We start from the raw sequence: 17,261 nt of genomic DNA on the forward strand, positions 1-17,261 counted from the left end.
ATTATAGTCCTAATTATTGGTTGTTATTGTTAGTTCTAAGTTCCTAATATCTATGATATTAGTCCTTAGTATTAGAATTATGGTCGTTAGAATTATGGTCGTTATTATTGTAATTGTCTTTGTTATTAGTCCTCTATAATAGTTTCACTATTATATCGGATTGATAGTCTTAATAATAATACTACTATATTGTCTACTATTATATTATAGTTGTTATTATTAGAGCGTCACTACCATTGTCTTTGACAATAGTAGTTCGGACGATTCCGATAATAACGATACTATGTATTACAACTGATAACGGGAATAGTACTATTAGTAATACTATTATTAATAATTGTATTGTTGTGTAGTTTGGCTTGTCCCGCTCGCAAAGCTCGCTGTCTTCCCCCATAAAGGGGTGACGTTACTGTACTTCTTTTGCTCTTTATCTTATTCACTTATTAACTTATACTATTATGTCTAACTACGATATTATTGTCTTAGCATTACTATTTATTATCGCACTTATTAAATGCAGTGAGTTTCTTATTAACACTAAGATTACTCTTCTTACTATGTTATTCGCTTTAATAATAGTTGCGTCTACTTTATGTATATTCTTAATATTATTTGATATTGCTTCACCATGACAGATTATCAGTTCCATATATTTCTATCTTTAATTGGGATAGTTATATGCCTATGTTATTTAATGTTTAATTACCTTTCTTATAAGAAGGTTATTATCATTCGTTCTTTAGTTCAAACTATAATAACTTATATAATAGTTATTAGTTTTATTCGTCTACTATATCGTACTATACTGTTATAGTATGGATTCTACTTTTAAAATTAAATTCTTAATAATTAATACTTGTATTTATGAAAGCTATTGTAAATGATAAAAAGCATATAACTCTTGTATCTCATACAAATGGAGTTACTATTGTTGAAGCTAGTGGTTGTATTATTGATTTAGATTTTCAATCACTTGGTTCTATTTTTGAACTTGCTGATTTTGGTAATACTTATACTATTAAAGATTGTGATGAGATTGAATCTCTTAAATCTGATAATAATGAGTTAACTGAACGTATTAAGTTTCTTGAAAATCAACTTGTTAATAGTGATAATAGAATTACTGAATTACGTAATCAAATTAATGGTCTTAATAATGAACTTAATCTTCGTGGAGAACGTATTGCTCAATTAAATAAGATTATTGAAGAGAAAACTAATAGTCTTATTAAGTTAGAGAATATCGAAGATACTCTTAATGCTACTGTTAAAGTTAATGAGAAACTCAATACTCAATTAAGCCGTTCTAAAGAAGATATTGATAAACTCGATAAACAATTGGAAGAAAAGACTTCTAGATTAGCTGAAAGAACTCATGCTTTAAGAGTTTTTAGACAAGCTCTTTATGATTTAAGACTTTATGTTCAACCATATAAAGAATACGAACTAGATTTTGAATGGCTAACTATTCGTAATTCTATTGATTCCGGTTTCTTTATTCGATTTAAAGATACTGCTAGTGCTGCTAGAGCTATTGGTGATTGTAGATATTACATATCTCTTAAAGACGTATTAGATAAATACGAAAATGATATTGTAGACTTCAATGTCTCTGCTATGGATATTTATTATATTCATAAAGCTAGTCCTAATGTTGTTTGTAAGTTCAATTATGATAATTTTAATATTACTTGTAAAGACCAACGTACTTCTAATACTATTAATACTCTATTGAATTGTTCTAATATATCAGTTTATGATATAATGGATAAATTCAAAGATGATATAGCTTATAGCAATACTCATTAAATATTATCATTATTGTTTGGTATTTCCATTATTTATTGCTATACTTGCATCCGTATTACAAAATTTAAGATTATGTATGACGAAGGTGTAGAATTTCCTATTTGTGGTTTGGTAGCTGATATAGACTATCTCGACTGTGAAATGGCTAATAATTGGAATACTGGAAATACTCTAAGCGAGGATAACATAGACCTCGACTTAGATATAACTCATATTGAAGATTAATTAAATACTAATAGTTATGAATGAAAAGAAAGAAGTCGATGTTCTTAGTAAGAAACGTCCAACAGTTAACGAATTAAAGACAGAAGTTATTCGTCTACGTAAATCTAATGAAAAGTCTGATGCTGGTCTTAATCATTATAAGGCTATGTATGAGAATATTTGTAATGAAGATAAAGCTCTTCGTAATATGTCTTCTAAATTAAGTGCTGCTAATAATCAATTGGAAGCTAATAATAAAGCTCTTAAAGACGGCATTAAATTTCTCGAATCTAAGTTAGATAAAGCTAACAAAGATTATGAAGAGCTTAAAGCTAAGAGACAGTATAATACTGTTGGTTTTGTTATTGCAGCTATTATTGCTCTTGGTGCTGTTATTACAATGATTTTACGTTTAGTATAATGCCGATACGTACTCTATTTAATTAATATCTGACAAAAGGGTTAAATAAATGTCGGTTTCCACTCTATTAAGATTATTCAGGTCGTGAGACTAGGGTAATATTAGTAGAGTTTTTTATTGTCTAATTTAAAAACTTATTATAATGAAAGAAATTATTGAAGCTATTATTGCTGCCGCTATGTGTTCTGATTCCAAAGCTATTGATAAAATTAAAGAAGATTATCGTAGAAGTTTTATTTCCGGAGAATATAATAATAAAATTAAAGAAGATATAGAATCTATTAATGTCAAAGGATTAAATGAGCTTCTTAATGATATTCTTGAAGCAGATTATCCTATTGAAGATAAAATTAAAGCTATTGAACAATGGGATGATATAATGACTAATTACGTCAAATATATGGAAGAACTTCGTAATAAAACAATGGAAGGTTATGATAATCTTTGTAAGAAGTATCACGAGAAAGAAAATAATGTATATACTGTATTTTATTCTTCTGATGATAATTTAGTTTTTCTTGATAAATATAATATATTTAGAAATGCTTTTACAGGAAAAAATCCTATTAATATTTATAAAGGAAATAATCCTAATGAAGCAGCGGATATTGTTGAAAACTTTATTATAACTAATCCTAAATATTATTTTGTAGATTATCGTAAGATATATAAAGATTGATATTTTGTTTGTCTGTTTTAGTTAAACTAAAATTAAATTTGTCGTATTGTAATATCTATTATTCGTGAGAATAGTATTTATTGGTTTTATGGAATTATAATAGTGCTGTTCGTGAGAATCGCACTATTTCTTTTCTTGATAGCTCTGATGATGACTAATCTAAGTTGAAACATTGACCAAATGGTTGAAGTAAGGGAAATCCTCTTCGTAAAATGTCAGCTATAAATACATAGTATTTGTGTTTAATACAAGTTTATTAATTACTGTCGTGAGATAGAACAGAACTTAATTTAATTTTTACCCCTAATTAAATTACTGTCGTGAGATAGAATTAGGACTTTTATAAATATTAATTATTTAGCTTGGAGCAGAAGCGTCTGCTCCTTTTTCTATGATTATTAATTAATTAAAACTATATACCGACATGAATGAAAGAGAATTTATTAAACTAGTTAGAAAACTGCAACTTTTGCAGTTAAAAGTATTAGGTGAAGAATATCTATCTATTGATATAGCTCTTGGTAGAGCTAAACCTACTACTTATGTTGGTTTCTATTTATTCATTTATGATAGTGAAAACAATGTCAAAGAACTATATAGTAAGACTTTATATAGTACTTCTTTGTGTAGTGATGAAGTAAGAAACAATAATACTATTGTTAATAGTAGAACTCTAAATGAAATAAAGAAGAAAGTAACAGAATCACTACTCCTTTATGGGGGAGAAAAGCGGAGCGAAGCGGAGCGGTCAGATGCTCCTATTAAATAATAATAATTAAATACTAAACGTAATGATTAAGAAGAAAATTAAATTCGGAAAGCATGAGAGAAGCTATAAGTTAGTAGCTTTTACTCTTAATGTACTTGAAAGTACTAGTGTTAAATTTGTTAAGATGGAAGAAAGGAGACGTATACCTAGTTATGCCGAAGTTAAACGAGTTTAAACAAAATAATGGTAAGCTCATTATCACAACTGGTAAATGTCTAGTTTGTGGTGATGAGCTTATTGTATTTGGTACAGATGATTTATATATCTGTCCTAAGTGTAAGGAAATACTAGACGGTGGTAATTGTTTAGTTCTTGAAACTATGTTTGTTGAAGATGATAGAATAGTTACTGCTAGAAATTGTATTGTTCCTAAAGACCAAATGCATACAAATGTTCCTATTGTATGTATGCCCTCTGATGAATTTAATAAGCTATACGAAATATATAAAACTAAAGCTAATTAATATGGTTGTAGATTTAAAACAATGTGTTAATCCTGATAGTACGTTTGATGTATATTTTGAAGGACTTAAAGCTGTTATATCTCATGATGCAGATGTTAATGCTTATCATTGCATTATTATAGATGTTCATGATGATAGATGTTGTGAAATTATTCCGTTACCTAGAATTATGAATACTGATAAGTATAAGATATTCCCCCGTAAAGGAGCGTGTTGTATACAATATCTTCCTAATCAAATTGTTAAATCTTAGTAATATGGGACTAAGTTTTAAACTATCTGCTGTAAATGAGGAAAAGAAGATTCCTTGTGAGAAAGTAATAATGCAAATTGTTGTAGGTACTATTGTTCTACATAACAATGAATATAAGTTCAATCCTAAAGGTACTGATGAACTTATTACATTATCTGAACGTTCATACTCATGTAAAGGCTTTAAGACAATATATACTCGTGCATTGGATAGTCATGGTAGACCTACTAAGATTGTTAGATGTACTGATGCTTATTGTACTATGCCTAGTTGTTATATTCCATTTAAGATAGGATTACCAGTTAAAGGTTATATTCTTAAATGTCGTGATAATATTGATAAATTTTTATTGAAATGCAATGAATTTTGAAAAGTTTGATGATGCTAAAAAAGATGATAGTGTCTTGAATAGTTTTACTCGTGACCAAAAGATTGCTTATGAGAATCTTGTAGCCTTTATAGAAAAAGGTTATGTTGAAGGCGATTATAAACGTGCTCTTATTGGTTCTGCGGGTACTGGAAAAACATATATGATACGTGAAGTAATAAAGAGATGTGGTTTAGCTAAATCTGTTATTGGACTTGCTGCTCCTACTCATAAAGCTGCTCGTGTTCTTCGTTTGTCTACTGGATATGCTACATCTACTGTTGCTAGTGACTTAGGTTTAAGACTTAATACAGATGTTACTGATTTTGATGTTAATAATCCTCCTTTTGACCCTTTAGCTGAAAAGAAGATTAAACAATATAAGCTATATATTGTTGATGAAGCATCTATGATTGGTATTAATCTTAAAACTCTGATAGAAAGAGAATGTGAACAGTTTAAGTGCATGTTGATTTACATGGGTGATGCGCACCAGCTCCAGCCAGTTAAAGAAACTCGCTCACGTTGTTTCGATAATATTAAGTTTTATACTCTTAGACAGATTGTAAGACAAGAAGAAAGTAATCCTGTTAGTGAATTATTAAGGATATTGAGAAAGGATATTGATAATAGAACTTGGAAGTTCCTAGAGTTTATCAATAGAAATCGGTATGCTTTTGATTCTACTCAAACTAAAGGATATTATACTTGTGGTGCATTTGAGTTTCAATCTCTTGTAATAGACGGATTTTATAATGAAGAATTTACTAGAGATGTTGATACTTGTCGTCTCGTTACTTATACTAATAAATCTGTGTCTGACTGGAATAAATTCATTCGTAAGAATATTATTGAAGATAGTGGTAAAGCAATTCTAACTAAGAATGATTTAGTAATGTCTTATAATACTTTTATTGATGATTTTAAAGAACCTATTATTATTAATTCCGAAGATTATATAATACATGATATTAAGAACTTTACTAATAGAGATAATATTCATGGATTTAATGTAACCTTCATACGAGTTAATGGTGGTAATAGAACTAAACCTTTATTTGTAGTAGACCATTCTGATTTTAATAATGCTATGCTTTATTATAAGTTAGGTGAATCTTATATTTATAATGCTATTAATGCTGATAAATATAATAGAACTAAACGTTGGAAAGAATACTATGAATTTAGGGAAAGAAACTTATTATTAGTTAATCTATTAGATAAAGCTACTAATAAGATAAAATTCAGTCGTGATTTAGATTATGGTTTTGCTCTTACTGCAAATAAAGCACAAGGAAGTACTTATGCTGATGTGTATGTAGACATAAATGATATTGTATTTGATACTAGAACTGGTAATCCTTGGGGAAATATAGATGAAACCCTTCGTAGATTATATACAGCTTGTAGTAGATGTAAAAATCGTTTATATTTGTGTTATGGACAATAAATAAAGTATAAGTATGAACTCTATGTGTTATGATGTCGAAGTAACTAGAAATTACTTCTCGGTAGTATTTGTTGATTTACGTAGTTATCTCAAAATATTTAGTGATTGTGTCGATAATTATGGAAAAGCTATTCCTCTTGTTGATAAACTTACTATTGCAGAGATAAAACAACGTTTAGAAACAATACCTAAGAAACGTTTTGTTTTATATGAAGATGATGATACTGATTTATTCAGTTTATTATATTGGTTACAACAGAAAGCAGACTATTTCGGCTACAATAACAAAAAGTACGACCGCTTAATGTTAAGTGCATTACTTATGTATTATAATCAATTTGATAAGCCTAGTAAGTTAATCACATTCTTATATGAAACATCACAGAGAGTTATTCGTAGTTCTAATAATGATACTCTTTGGACTGATAATTTTACTTCTCTTATACTTCGTAATAACGTGGCATTTCGAGACTTAGATTTATTCCAAATCTTTAGGCTAGACCATTATCATAAAAGTCTTAAACAGACTTCTATTAATATTAAATGGTATAATCTAAAAGAGTATACTATGCCACCTATTGGTGATTTAGATAGACATTATTATCACGAGAGACTTCCTGAAGCTAAGGGAATGACAGATAGAGAACTTAATATCCATTATCGTAATGTATTTGAACGATTCATACCTAGAGAATATCTTCAAGAAATGGCTGATTATAATGACAATGATGTATATATTGTTGCCGAGCTAATTAGAATGAATCAAGAAGAAATTCTTTTAAGGTATCGTATTAGTGAGGAATATAATGTAGATGTGTATTCTGCTAGTAGAAGTACAATAGCTGATAAAGTTATTGTTAAACTATATAGTAAGTTTACTGGTCTACATCCTAAAGCCTTTATTGATACTAAGACAATACGTAGGAAAATCTTGGTTTCCGAAATCTTGTCAGATAAAATCGCATTTTCGACCCCTGAATTGAACGATATTTTGTCAGACATACGTTCCCTTACCTTGAAGGGAAAAAAGGGCGAATTTGACCGAGAATTTACCTTTATGGGCACGTCCTATACCATCGCAACTGGGGGTCTACATTCAAATGAAATTCCGGCTGTATATGTTGAAAATTCTGATAGTATCATTGTTGACAGAGATGTTGCAAGTTATTATCCTAATATGATACGTAGTCTTAAAGTATGTCAGAAACACCTTATTCCTAAAGCATGGTTTCGCATAGCCGATACTATTGTTGATGAACGACTAGAACATAAACATTTAGCCAAAGATAAATCTCTTGATGTTATGGAGAGAGATAAACATGCTACTGCTGCTGCTTGTCTAAAGATTGTAGCAAATGCTGGTATATTTGGTAAAATGGGAAGTGAGAAGTCATTCTTATGTGACAAGAAAGCAATGTATCAAGTAACTATTAATGGTCAGTTATTCTTATTGATGTTAATAGAGAAACTTGAACTTGCAGGTATTCATGTTATAAGTGCTAATACTGATGGTATTGTAACTATTGTTCCTAGAGAGTTAGAACAAACTGCTGATGATATTTGTCATTGGTGGGAGAAACATCTAGGATTAGAGCTAGAATTTACATATTATACAAAATATGTAACTGAAGGTGTTAATAGTTATCTTACTGTTAAACGGGGAGGTAGTAGTAAGTTCAAAGGCAGAATGAATCCTAAGATGTTCTTAGAGGATTTGTCTAAAGGATATAATTCTCCTATTGTAGCTAAATGTGTTACTGAATACTTTATTAATGGAACTCCTGTAATGGAAACTCTTAGAAATGCTAAATCTATTCTTGATTTCTGTCGTACTCAAAATGTTAATCATAAGTATAGACTAGAGTTTACTCATGTCGTAGACGGAAAGATAAGAACGGATGTAGTGCAGAGGAATACAAGGTTTTACATCTCCTCTACGGGGGGAACATTGATGAAAGTTGAGAGTATGGGCTGGAATGAGCGTAACGAAGAACAAGTTAAGAAAAGTTCTCTATGTGCAGGTCAACGTGTTTCTATATGTAATACTGTTGATGATACTGATATATCTGAATTAAATGTTAATTACTTATATTATTATAATGAAGCTATGGCTATTATAGAACCAATAGAGCAAAGTCGTAATAATAAAGGTAAAGGTAAACGTTTAGTTAAGAAATACTATGGAATGAGAAATACTTTATTTGATTAAAATGAATGATGTAACTGATATTTATAATGAAGCTGCTAATAAATGGTCTGCTAACAAAGGCGTGGGTAGTGTTATTCTATCTGAACCACTAAGTGTAATGAACTTTGTTACAATGGTGTTAGATAAAATGGTAGCTAAAACTCCTGATTTAACGTCTCTTATTATAACAGAGACTATGGAAGATAGGGCTAACATTAATTATTATCTTGATAATACTTCTGAATTTAAAGAGATTCATAAACAATTAATAACTGATAAGCGATGTCTTATACTCACTCGTGATTATGTTGAGCGTTCTCCGTATAAACCTAGTCCTAGTAGTCATAAAGATGTACTTATTACTATTAATGTAAAGAAGTTCAGAAAGATTGCAGAGAAATATAGTGGTAACTATTTTAAGTTTAAACTACTTGCTACTAATGCTATTGATAGTGTTGCTGATAATGCTGTACTTATGTATAAGTATGCTCCTAAAGTATATGAAATTAATTATGCCCACTTAATTAATCGTTCTATTCATTCCCCCATAAAGGAGTACCAAAAGGGTGTTATTCTAACTGATGCAGATAGAATCTATTATGATAAATGTAGCCAATATATTAATGAAAGTGTTACTATATTTGGCACTTTTGAAAAGTTAGAAGAATGTCGTGTTGGTAATACTAGACTTAATATTGCTGCTGAAACTTGTAGATTACAAGTAGCAGAAAGTAATGGTTGGTCTGCTAAAATGGATATGACCGATGCAATGTGCCGTAAGATCGATGAACTATATAATCCTAGTGCTTTAGTTGAGAGAGTTACTCAAACTTATAATATTATTAGAGAACGTACTAAAGTAGTTACTGATAATATTGTTAAGCTAGATGTAATACTTGATATAGTTAAGGAAAATATAGGCAAAAGAATACTTATTATTTCAAAGAATGGAGTGTTTGCCGGAAAGATAACAGAGTACCTAAATGCTAATATAAAATACGAAGGTAAATCTATTATGACTAATGGTGAGATATTCCAAACTGGAATTAGTATTCTACAATATGACTATTGCGGAAACTATCACAATGATATGGAAGGAATACAGGCTTATGATAAGAAAGGTAAACCGAAAGTATATAAGACGGGAGCTAAAATCGGACAGCCAGTAATCATGCAAGCAAGAGCGCAGAGAACGCGAAATTTGGAGCTATTTAATGACGACTATATGAAAGTACTGTCGGCAAATAATTCTATTGATACGAGCTTTATAGGAGTTGTAGATATAGTGATTTTCACTTCACCTCTTTGCAGCTCAATACGAGACTTAAAATATCGAATACCTAATCTATCTTTTAGTTCCGTACCTAATATAATATATAAGGTATACTGTAAAGGTACGAATGAAGAAAAGAAGCTAGCAGAAACGAAAGGAGGAAAAGACTATGAAATAGTTAAAGATAGTGAAAATGATTTCATAATAGGAGAATAATAGATGCTAATCTTTGGAGTTATAAAAGAAATTAGTATCTTTGTAGAGTAATCAATAAGCGACCTTTGAAATAATGGAAGAAGTAAAGACAGAGAATGAAAAAACTCTAGCTAAGACAGAACCAAAAGCAAAACCTGCTACTAATAATAATATGGTTATGGCTTCTGCTCTGAATACCCTAGACATTTACAATCCCGATGATAGGAGTAAGTTAGAGTTGTATCTGAAATCAGTAATGTCTAGTGATAAGTGCGGTATTAAGACTATTCAAGATGGTCTTGCAATATATAGTCGTGCTAAAGAACTAGGTTTACCATTTACTAGTTGTATTGAACATCTAGGAGTTATTAATGGTAAAACTACATTAGATGTTCACTTAATTAAAGCGTTATTATTGAAGGCAGCTATAACATGGGAATGCACTAAAGATTATATAGCTCTGTATGAATATACAGACGGTAATAATGTTTATATTGATAGTAAGATACCAGAGTATTGTAGGAGATTCAAAAGCAAGAAAGAAGCTGATGAATTTAATGCTAGTTCTGATAATGACGAAATTGGTATTTATCCAGTTAGGAATTATCAAGATTATAATGGTACTATATATAAGGAATATCAGCTAAATAATAAGTTCGGGGTTGCAGCTAATCAACAACAAGCTAAAGATATTGCAGCTAAGGGATTAGTTCCAATCTTCCGAATACCTAATGTTCCTTGTGATTATATTACTGAATATAAACTTACTCGTGTGGTAGATAACAGAGTTATTACTAGTATAGGACATTTTAGTTATAGTGATGCTGTAACTGCTGGACTTACTAGTAAAGATACATATACTAAATATATGAGAACTCTCATTGGACATAGAGCGTTTACACTAGCTGCTCGTGATATAGCTGCTGATGTTATACTTGGTTGTATGGAAACAACAGAAGCTAAGATAGTAAACAATATGAATATCAGCGATGCTGATATTGTAGAGATTTGATAGTAATAGAAGTCTAACTATTACTAATCAATAGATACGAAATAAGACAAAAACTAAGATAACAATAGGCTTTAAGCCTAGTATTAATAATTATTAACTTTTAAAATTTTTACAATTATGGGACTTCAATTTGGCATGAGCGCTGTTCAAAGCGGTAAGAGAGTAATGCAAGCTAGTAACGAACCTACATTGACTGCTAACAGTACTAAAGCTAAGTTTAGCTTGGCAGGTGCAGTAACTCGTATCATGGGTCTTGTTCCCGGTGATAACGTACAGTTTGTTAGTAATATTGCTGATATTGATGCAGCTATTGCTGAACGTGATGCCGAAGTAATGGCATGGTGCGAAGAGAACAATGTTGAGTTTGGTACAGAAGCTGCTCGTGCTGCTCTTATTCAGAACTTCGGTGAATATGGTATTTGTAAAGGTGTACCTTTGTTCGAGAAGAACGGAGAAATCAAACTTGCAGGTGTTCGTATGACTGCTGAACAGAAAGCGGCTGCATTTGAACTTAACAAAGAAAGAATCGCAGAAGAAGTTGGTAAGTCAGTAGAAGAAGTTACTATTGATGACTACAATCCTACTACTCGTGCTTACTCCGGTGCTCGTACTTCTACTTCTTCCAATCTTACTGGTCTTGGTTTGCCGTTGACTTTCTCCGATTCTTCAATGTGGTCGGAATTGAAAGAAAATCTCGGTGACGAAGCAGAGAAGTTTAACCGTGTATTTGAAGTTAACTTGAACGAACCGTTCGTAGTTGCTGTTGAAACTGGTAAAGTTATTGGTGATGAAAAAGAAACTGTTGAAGTTAACGCTTATAAGATTTCTTTCAAAGCCGATGAAGAACCGATTGCTCGTCAATCTTCTAAATAAGAACTTCTTCCGGTTAGATAAAAAGCTAGATTATAAAGAGCTAAATTCTTAATTGAATTTAGCTCTTTTTTATTTGGCTATGATTTAAAAAATTATTATATTTGGAAACTTTGCAATAAACAACAAGCCTGTACAACTTGTTGTTGTTAGTATTAATCTTTATAAAAACAAATTTTATGAGTACTCAAAAAGAAGAAAGTGCTAAAGTAGAAGAACCAGTAGTTAATCAATCAGCTAATAATGCTGCAACTACTGCAACTAAGAAGCGTCGTAGAGGTATTAGTAATGAGACAAGAACTACTGCTCGTAAGAAGTTCTCTCATAAAGATGCTATTAATAATCTTTGGTTATTTGTTGGACATCTTCATGCTCGTGTTGCTTGGGTAACTATGAAGGAAGATAACAATATGCGTCCAGCATTTGCAGGAAAAGCTATTCCACAGCTTGTTATTGAAGCTACTTCTCTTCATACTAATCCTGCTGATGTTCGTGTTGCTAGTAAGACATTTTGGCCCTATGAAAGTAATGTTGACTATATTCCTGGCGGTGCTAAAGAGAAGTTTATTAATATGGACTTTGCTTGGATAAAACACTTCCTTGATGTGGTTGTATTCAAAGGTCGTGAAATGACTGACGAAGAAGCTGAAATGCTTGAACTTGGTTATGTTGATTATGACGATAATGGTCAGTATGAACCAGTTGAAGTAGAAGATGTTATCAAGGCTTGGGGAGTTCTGTTTGACAATGTAGTTAAACTTGTTGAAACAGGTGGAGAAAATGGTAAATCTGCATTACTTGATAAGACAGGTAAACCTAGACAATTTTGGTTCAGACTTAATCGCTATTATAAGAACAAAGGTGATTGGGCTTTCTCCGGTCAAGGTTCAGAAGAAGGCGATTTGGTATTCCCGAATATTGTAGGTCAAGGAATCTTTGAAGAACAGTTCATGCTTGATGCTAACCATTTCAAAGAACCTAGTCTTATGTTTGATATTACTAAGGAACGTATTGCTCCTATGGAAGGTGTACAATCTAAACAAAGAAAAGCTCCTAATCTTGGAACTGCTGCTGGTATTGGCGGTATTCCTATGGGTGCAGGAATTGTTAATCCATCTATGCCTATGGGCGGTTTTGCAGGTGGTGTAGCAGGTGGATTTGTTCCTACTGAAAGTTCTGCTTTTGCTCCTGAAACAGAAGATAATGGTGGACTTCCATTCTAAGTAATCCAAATATATTTCGTTAATAATGTTGTAATAATTCCCGTAGAATTTTTGGATTCTACGGGAATTTCTTTTATCTTTATTTCGATTAATAAAAAATTTAAAGATATGGAACTAAAAGATATTATAAAAAGTGAATGGAAAGTTATAGATGAATTTCCATCATATCTTATCAATAATAAAGGTGAGATATTCAGTGTTCATTCTAATAAACTTCTCGATGTCAATGTTAATTCTAAAGGTTATGCCTTTGTAGTATTACGTGATAAAAAACAAGGTGTTAGTAAAACTAAAGAAATCCATAGAATAGTTGCTAAATATTTTTTAGATAATCCTAATCCTATTGAATTTACACAAGTTAATCATAAAGATGAAAATCCTCTTAATAACAATGTGTCCAATTTAGAGTGGTGTACTCCAAAATACAATTCTAATTATGGTACTAGAAATCAAAAGATAAAAGATTATTTTAATCCTATTGTACAATGTGATTTAGAAGGAAATAGAATTAGAGTATTTCTTAATAATCAATATGCTAGTATTTATACAGGTTGTAATCATAGTGCTATATCTAAAGCTAGAACAGGTGTAAATTCTATGTGTGGAGGTTTTAAATGGAAAAGTCCTACACTCGATGAAATAAAAAGACTAAAAGAAGTAAGAGAAAACGATTCTACAATATATTATATTTTTATAGATGAAAAGAGGAATCAAAAATGACTTGACTAAAGAATTTATATTATCTAAGGTTAGTCAAGAAATGATTATGGCTAAATATAGTAATATACCTCTTGAAACTATAAATGAATGTATTGAATTAAACACTCTTATATGTTCTCCTTTTAGAAATGATAGACATCCTACTTTAGGCTTTGCTTTCAATAATAAACATAAGCTAAAAATTAGAGATTTTTCAGGTGTACTGTTTGGCGATTGTTTCGACCTAGTAGCTTATGTACTAAGTTTTAAAACTGGTCGTCATATAAATGTTGCTAATAAGGCAGATTTCTATTATATATTAAAGCATATAGCTTATACTTTCCGTAAAATAATATATGACGGAGAAGTAGATGAAGAGAATGAAATCTTACTTAAACAAGTAATATCTAAAATCAAAGCTAGTAAACCAATTATTGAAATAGCTACTAGAACTTGGACTAATAACGATAAGAATATTTGGAGACAATGGGGAGTTAGTCTACATTGGCTTAATACTCATTTTGTCTATCCTGTTGACCAAATGTATATTAATAGGTATTGTCAACCTAGTCCTAAATATACATATAAGGAATCAGACCCTTGTTATGCTTATGTTACTGGACTTGATAGTAATGGTATTTATAATATCGAATGTTATTTTCCTCTTCGAGATAGAAGTAAAGGAGAAATCAAGTTTATAACTAATCATAATGGTCTTGTTGGAATACTTAATCTCGATAAACCTAAATATGATATAATTATTATTACTAAATCATATAAGGACAATCTAGCATTAAGTTACTGGTTACATTCCTATCCTTTACGGGGGAATTTGTCAGAGTCTCAAATAGGAGTAATTAATGTTACTTCGGAGAGCTATGTTCTCAAAGATTACGAATATAACTGGCTTCAATCTAAGCTAAATGATAATGGAATACTTATTTCTTTTTTTGATTGTGACCTGACAGGAGTACGTGGTGCTCGTAGGTTACGAAAAGAATATGGTATTATACCTATTGTTATTCCAAGAAGTTATGGTGCTAAAGATTTCTCGGAGTTAGTTAGTATGTATTCAAGAGAAACTATTAATTCGTTTATAGAACAAACTGAATCATTATTTGAATATGAGTAGAGAAGAAGAGTATGTGCCGCTTCCAAAAGCACAAGAAGAACGTAGAGTAATTGATTTTAATTCATTTGCTCCATTAAAGAGAATAGCTATAAACAGTTTCGGTAATAGCGGAAATGTTCATAGCTATTATTTTATGTATCCTTTAACAGATGAAGAAGAGAAGTATCTTAATCATATTAAGCAACAAATGGTTGATAATCCTAATACTTTAACTCGTATCTCTCTTTCTGATGGTACACCAATTGACTTTTCTAAGATAAAGATTTATGGTAACTTTGAGTTTGATAATCCTGAACACTTAGCTATCATTAAGAATTACTTAGATAAAGATATGTATAGTAGTCATAAGATTCCAAGAGAGTTTAATTATGAAGCTAATACATCTGTATCTAAAGGAAACTTTATACAGTGGACTGAAAGTACTGATTATCTAAAGTGTTTCAAGTTCTATCATGCGAGAATAGGTAAACCTAAAAAGTATATAATTGTAAGACTTACAGCAAATGAAGTTAAACAACGTAAATCCGTTTAGTTATCAGTTAGATGCTTCTGATATAAGGATGATTCAACACAATCTTAAAGTTAATGGTACTTCCAATACTATTGCTAGTTATCTTCATGAATTAGATTTACCTAATTATCCTTATATTCAAACTATTCATTTTAGATATAGATGGATAATGGCAGCTCTTATATATTTAGGTTATGATAAAGAATCTCTTGAAAAGATTCATGAAGCTAATCTTAAATATGAAGAAGTTAATCCTCCTATTGTTTACGAAAAGAAAAAGGAAAGTAATAAGACTAGTAAACGGATTACCAAATCTTCCCCCATAAAGGAGCGGAAATCTGTTACATCTTCCTCTCCTAATCCTAAAGTTAGGATTATTGTTATAGATACTAATAAGTCTATGATAATAGATAGAGAGGTTGCTATTGGTCTTATGCGTGAACAACCTAATAAATATAGAATTGAAGAAGTATGAGTGAATCGAAAAATATTACTCTTTATAAGCGTAATGCACAAGGTAAACCTATCTTTTGGTCAGCAGAAATACTAGGTCATAAGATAATTCTAAAGTATGGTATTGTTGGTAAGACAGGTACTACATCTGAATATATTCCGCCTAGAGGTGTTGAGAAAGAATGGAAAACTATTGTTGCTGCTAAACGTAGAGAAGGTGGTACTGAATTAGGAGAATTATATGATAATACTCCTGCTGAAATAACAAATGAAGATGATTTATTTAATTATCTTGATTGTTATCTTCCTAAGTACAATACTAATAATGAAGGTTTTGTTCTTCCTATGTTAGCTAAGATATATGAATATAATAACGAACAGGGACTATTAGCTCAAATGAAGATTAATGGTGTTCGTTGTAATATATCTGCTGTTATGCGTGGTGAAGGATTCTTTAAAACTAAAGGACTTGTATTTCGTAGTCGTAAAGGACTTGAATATAAGTGTCCAGTATTAGAGAATGTGATATTGGATGAAGTACTTACAGATAGACAGTTCAATCGTATGTTAGAAGATAATTTAGTATTAGATGGAGAGTTATATATTCCCGGTCTTGAACTAAATGATATTCTAAGTGCTGCCGAGAATCTTAAAAGTCCATATAATCGCTTTCTTCAATTTTGGTGTTACGACTTAGCTATTGATGATATGATTCAAACTAGTCGTATATCATTATTGAAATCAGAGTTTGGTAAATTTAAGATGCCTAATTACGTTAATGCTAAAGCTATTCTTGATTATCACATGAATAATAAGAAACGTTTCGTACTTATTCATACTTACGATAATCTTAATGGAGATGAAGATATTATTAAATATCGAGACCTCTTTGTTGAAGCTAAGTTCGAGGGAGCTATTCTTCGTAATCCTTATGCTACATATCAATTTGGCAAACGTAATTCTACTATGTACAAAAGTAAACCAATACTAGATGGTAAATTCAAGATTATTGATATTATTCCCGAAGGAGCTAAACGACCTAAGTTTAGTAAATTCGTTCTTCGTAATGATGTTAATGGTGAAACCTTTGAATGTATGCCGATTGGTGATGCTTCTACTCGTGAAAGTTATCTTCTTAATAAAGATAAACTTATTGGTAAGACAGCGTTTGTCGAATATAGATGTAGGTCAGGAGTGAAGAATGTCCCGAGTCATGGGAATGTTTTAAAAATACTTAATAATGAGCCTACTGGATTACCAAATAATATCGAAGAAGAAAGTTAATTATA

General features: G+C 30.7%; 19 protein-coding genes. All 19 read left to right on the plus strand.

Annotation, left to right across the window (positions count from 1 at the left end; genetic code table 11):
* The first annotated feature begins 864 nt into the window (after positions 1-864).
* Complete coding sequence (locus AC5LAX_RS00355) at positions 865-1,809, plus strand: LamG domain-containing protein (RefSeq protein ID WP_493263520.1); 945 nt, start codon at positions 865-867, stop codon at positions 1,807-1,809.
* 72 nt (positions 1,810-1,881) lie between these two features.
* Positions 1,882-2,034: a hypothetical protein gene (locus AC5LAX_RS00360; protein ID WP_493263521.1), complete on the plus strand. Its 153-nt coding sequence runs from the start codon at positions 1,882-1,884 to the stop codon at positions 2,032-2,034.
* Between the two features lie 16 nt (positions 2,035-2,050).
* Positions 2,051-2,434: a hypothetical protein gene (locus AC5LAX_RS00365; RefSeq protein WP_493263522.1), complete on the plus strand. Its 384-nt coding sequence runs from the start codon at positions 2,051-2,053 to the stop codon at positions 2,432-2,434.
* 142 nt (positions 2,435-2,576) lie between these two features.
* Positions 2,577-3,113: a hypothetical protein gene (locus tag AC5LAX_RS00370; RefSeq protein ID WP_493263523.1), complete on the plus strand. Its 537-nt coding sequence runs from the start codon at positions 2,577-2,579 to the stop codon at positions 3,111-3,113.
* A gap of 469 nt (positions 3,114-3,582) precedes the next feature.
* Complete coding sequence (locus AC5LAX_RS00375; protein WP_493263524.1) at positions 3,583-3,882, plus strand: hypothetical protein; 300 nt, start codon at positions 3,583-3,585, stop codon at positions 3,880-3,882.
* A 152-nt stretch (positions 3,883-4,034) separates the two neighbouring features.
* Complete coding sequence (locus tag AC5LAX_RS00380) at positions 4,035-4,346, plus strand: hypothetical protein (protein ID WP_493263525.1); 312 nt, start codon at positions 4,035-4,037, stop codon at positions 4,344-4,346.
* Between the two features lies 1 nt (position 4,347).
* Complete coding sequence (locus AC5LAX_RS00385; RefSeq protein WP_493263526.1) at positions 4,348-4,599, plus strand: hypothetical protein; 252 nt, start codon at positions 4,348-4,350, stop codon at positions 4,597-4,599.
* A gap of 4 nt (positions 4,600-4,603) precedes the next feature.
* Positions 4,604-4,969, plus strand: a complete 366-nt coding sequence (locus tag AC5LAX_RS00390) for a hypothetical protein (protein WP_493263527.1) — start codon at positions 4,604-4,606, stop codon at positions 4,967-4,969.
* Complete coding sequence (locus AC5LAX_RS00395) at positions 4,959-6,416, plus strand: AAA family ATPase (RefSeq protein ID WP_493263528.1); 1,458 nt, start codon at positions 4,959-4,961, stop codon at positions 6,414-6,416. The genes AC5LAX_RS00390 and AC5LAX_RS00395 overlap by 11 nt, the downstream gene beginning before the upstream one ends.
* Positions 6,417-6,429: 13 nt before the next feature.
* A complete protein-coding gene (locus tag AC5LAX_RS00400) occupies positions 6,430-8,625 on the plus strand; it encodes a hypothetical protein (protein ID WP_493263529.1) in 2,196 nt (731 codons plus the stop codon).
* Positions 8,618-10,093, plus strand: coding sequence for a hypothetical protein (locus tag AC5LAX_RS00405; protein ID WP_493263530.1), 1,476 nt, complete (start codon positions 8,618-8,620; stop codon positions 10,091-10,093). The genes AC5LAX_RS00400 and AC5LAX_RS00405 overlap by 8 nt, the downstream gene beginning before the upstream one ends.
* Before the next feature lie 73 nt (positions 10,094-10,166).
* Positions 10,167-11,084: a hypothetical protein gene (locus AC5LAX_RS00410; RefSeq protein ID WP_493263531.1), complete on the plus strand. Its 918-nt coding sequence runs from the start codon at positions 10,167-10,169 to the stop codon at positions 11,082-11,084.
* A 117-nt stretch (positions 11,085-11,201) separates the two neighbouring features.
* Entirely contained in the window at positions 11,202-11,957 is a 756-nt protein-coding gene (locus tag AC5LAX_RS00415; RefSeq protein WP_493263532.1) for a hypothetical protein, read from the plus strand.
* 176 nt (positions 11,958-12,133) lie between these two features.
* Positions 12,134-13,177 (plus strand): hypothetical protein, encoded by a 1,044-nt coding sequence (locus AC5LAX_RS00420; RefSeq protein WP_493263533.1) that lies wholly within the window; start codon positions 12,134-12,136, stop codon positions 13,175-13,177.
* Positions 13,178-13,285: 108 nt separating this feature from the next.
* On the plus strand, positions 13,286-13,897 hold the full coding sequence (locus tag AC5LAX_RS00425; RefSeq protein WP_493263534.1) for an HNH endonuclease: 612 nt from the start codon (positions 13,286-13,288) through the stop codon (positions 13,895-13,897).
* The gene (locus AC5LAX_RS00430; RefSeq protein ID WP_493263535.1) at positions 13,875-15,008 is read left to right on the plus strand and encodes a hypothetical protein; all 1,134 of its coding nucleotides are present in this window, start codon (positions 13,875-13,877) and stop codon (positions 15,006-15,008) included. Before AC5LAX_RS00425 ends, AC5LAX_RS00430 begins: the two co-directional genes overlap by 23 nt.
* Positions 15,001-15,540, plus strand: a complete 540-nt coding sequence (locus AC5LAX_RS00435; protein ID WP_493263536.1) for a hypothetical protein — start codon at positions 15,001-15,003, stop codon at positions 15,538-15,540. The genes AC5LAX_RS00430 and AC5LAX_RS00435 overlap by 8 nt, the downstream gene beginning before the upstream one ends.
* Positions 15,512-15,994 carry a hypothetical protein gene (locus AC5LAX_RS00440; protein ID WP_493263537.1) on the plus strand — a complete coding sequence of 161 codons (483 nt, stop codon included), beginning with the start codon at positions 15,512-15,514 and terminating at the stop codon, positions 15,992-15,994. The genes AC5LAX_RS00435 and AC5LAX_RS00440 overlap by 29 nt, the downstream gene beginning before the upstream one ends.
* Positions 15,991-17,256 (plus strand): ATP-dependent DNA ligase, encoded by a 1,266-nt coding sequence (locus AC5LAX_RS00445; RefSeq protein WP_493263538.1) that lies wholly within the window; start codon positions 15,991-15,993, stop codon positions 17,254-17,256. Before AC5LAX_RS00440 ends, AC5LAX_RS00445 begins: the two co-directional genes overlap by 4 nt.
* Positions 17,257-17,261 lie beyond the last annotated feature (5 nt).

The sequence above is a fragment of the Megamonas sp. genome, assembly GCF_986095205.1.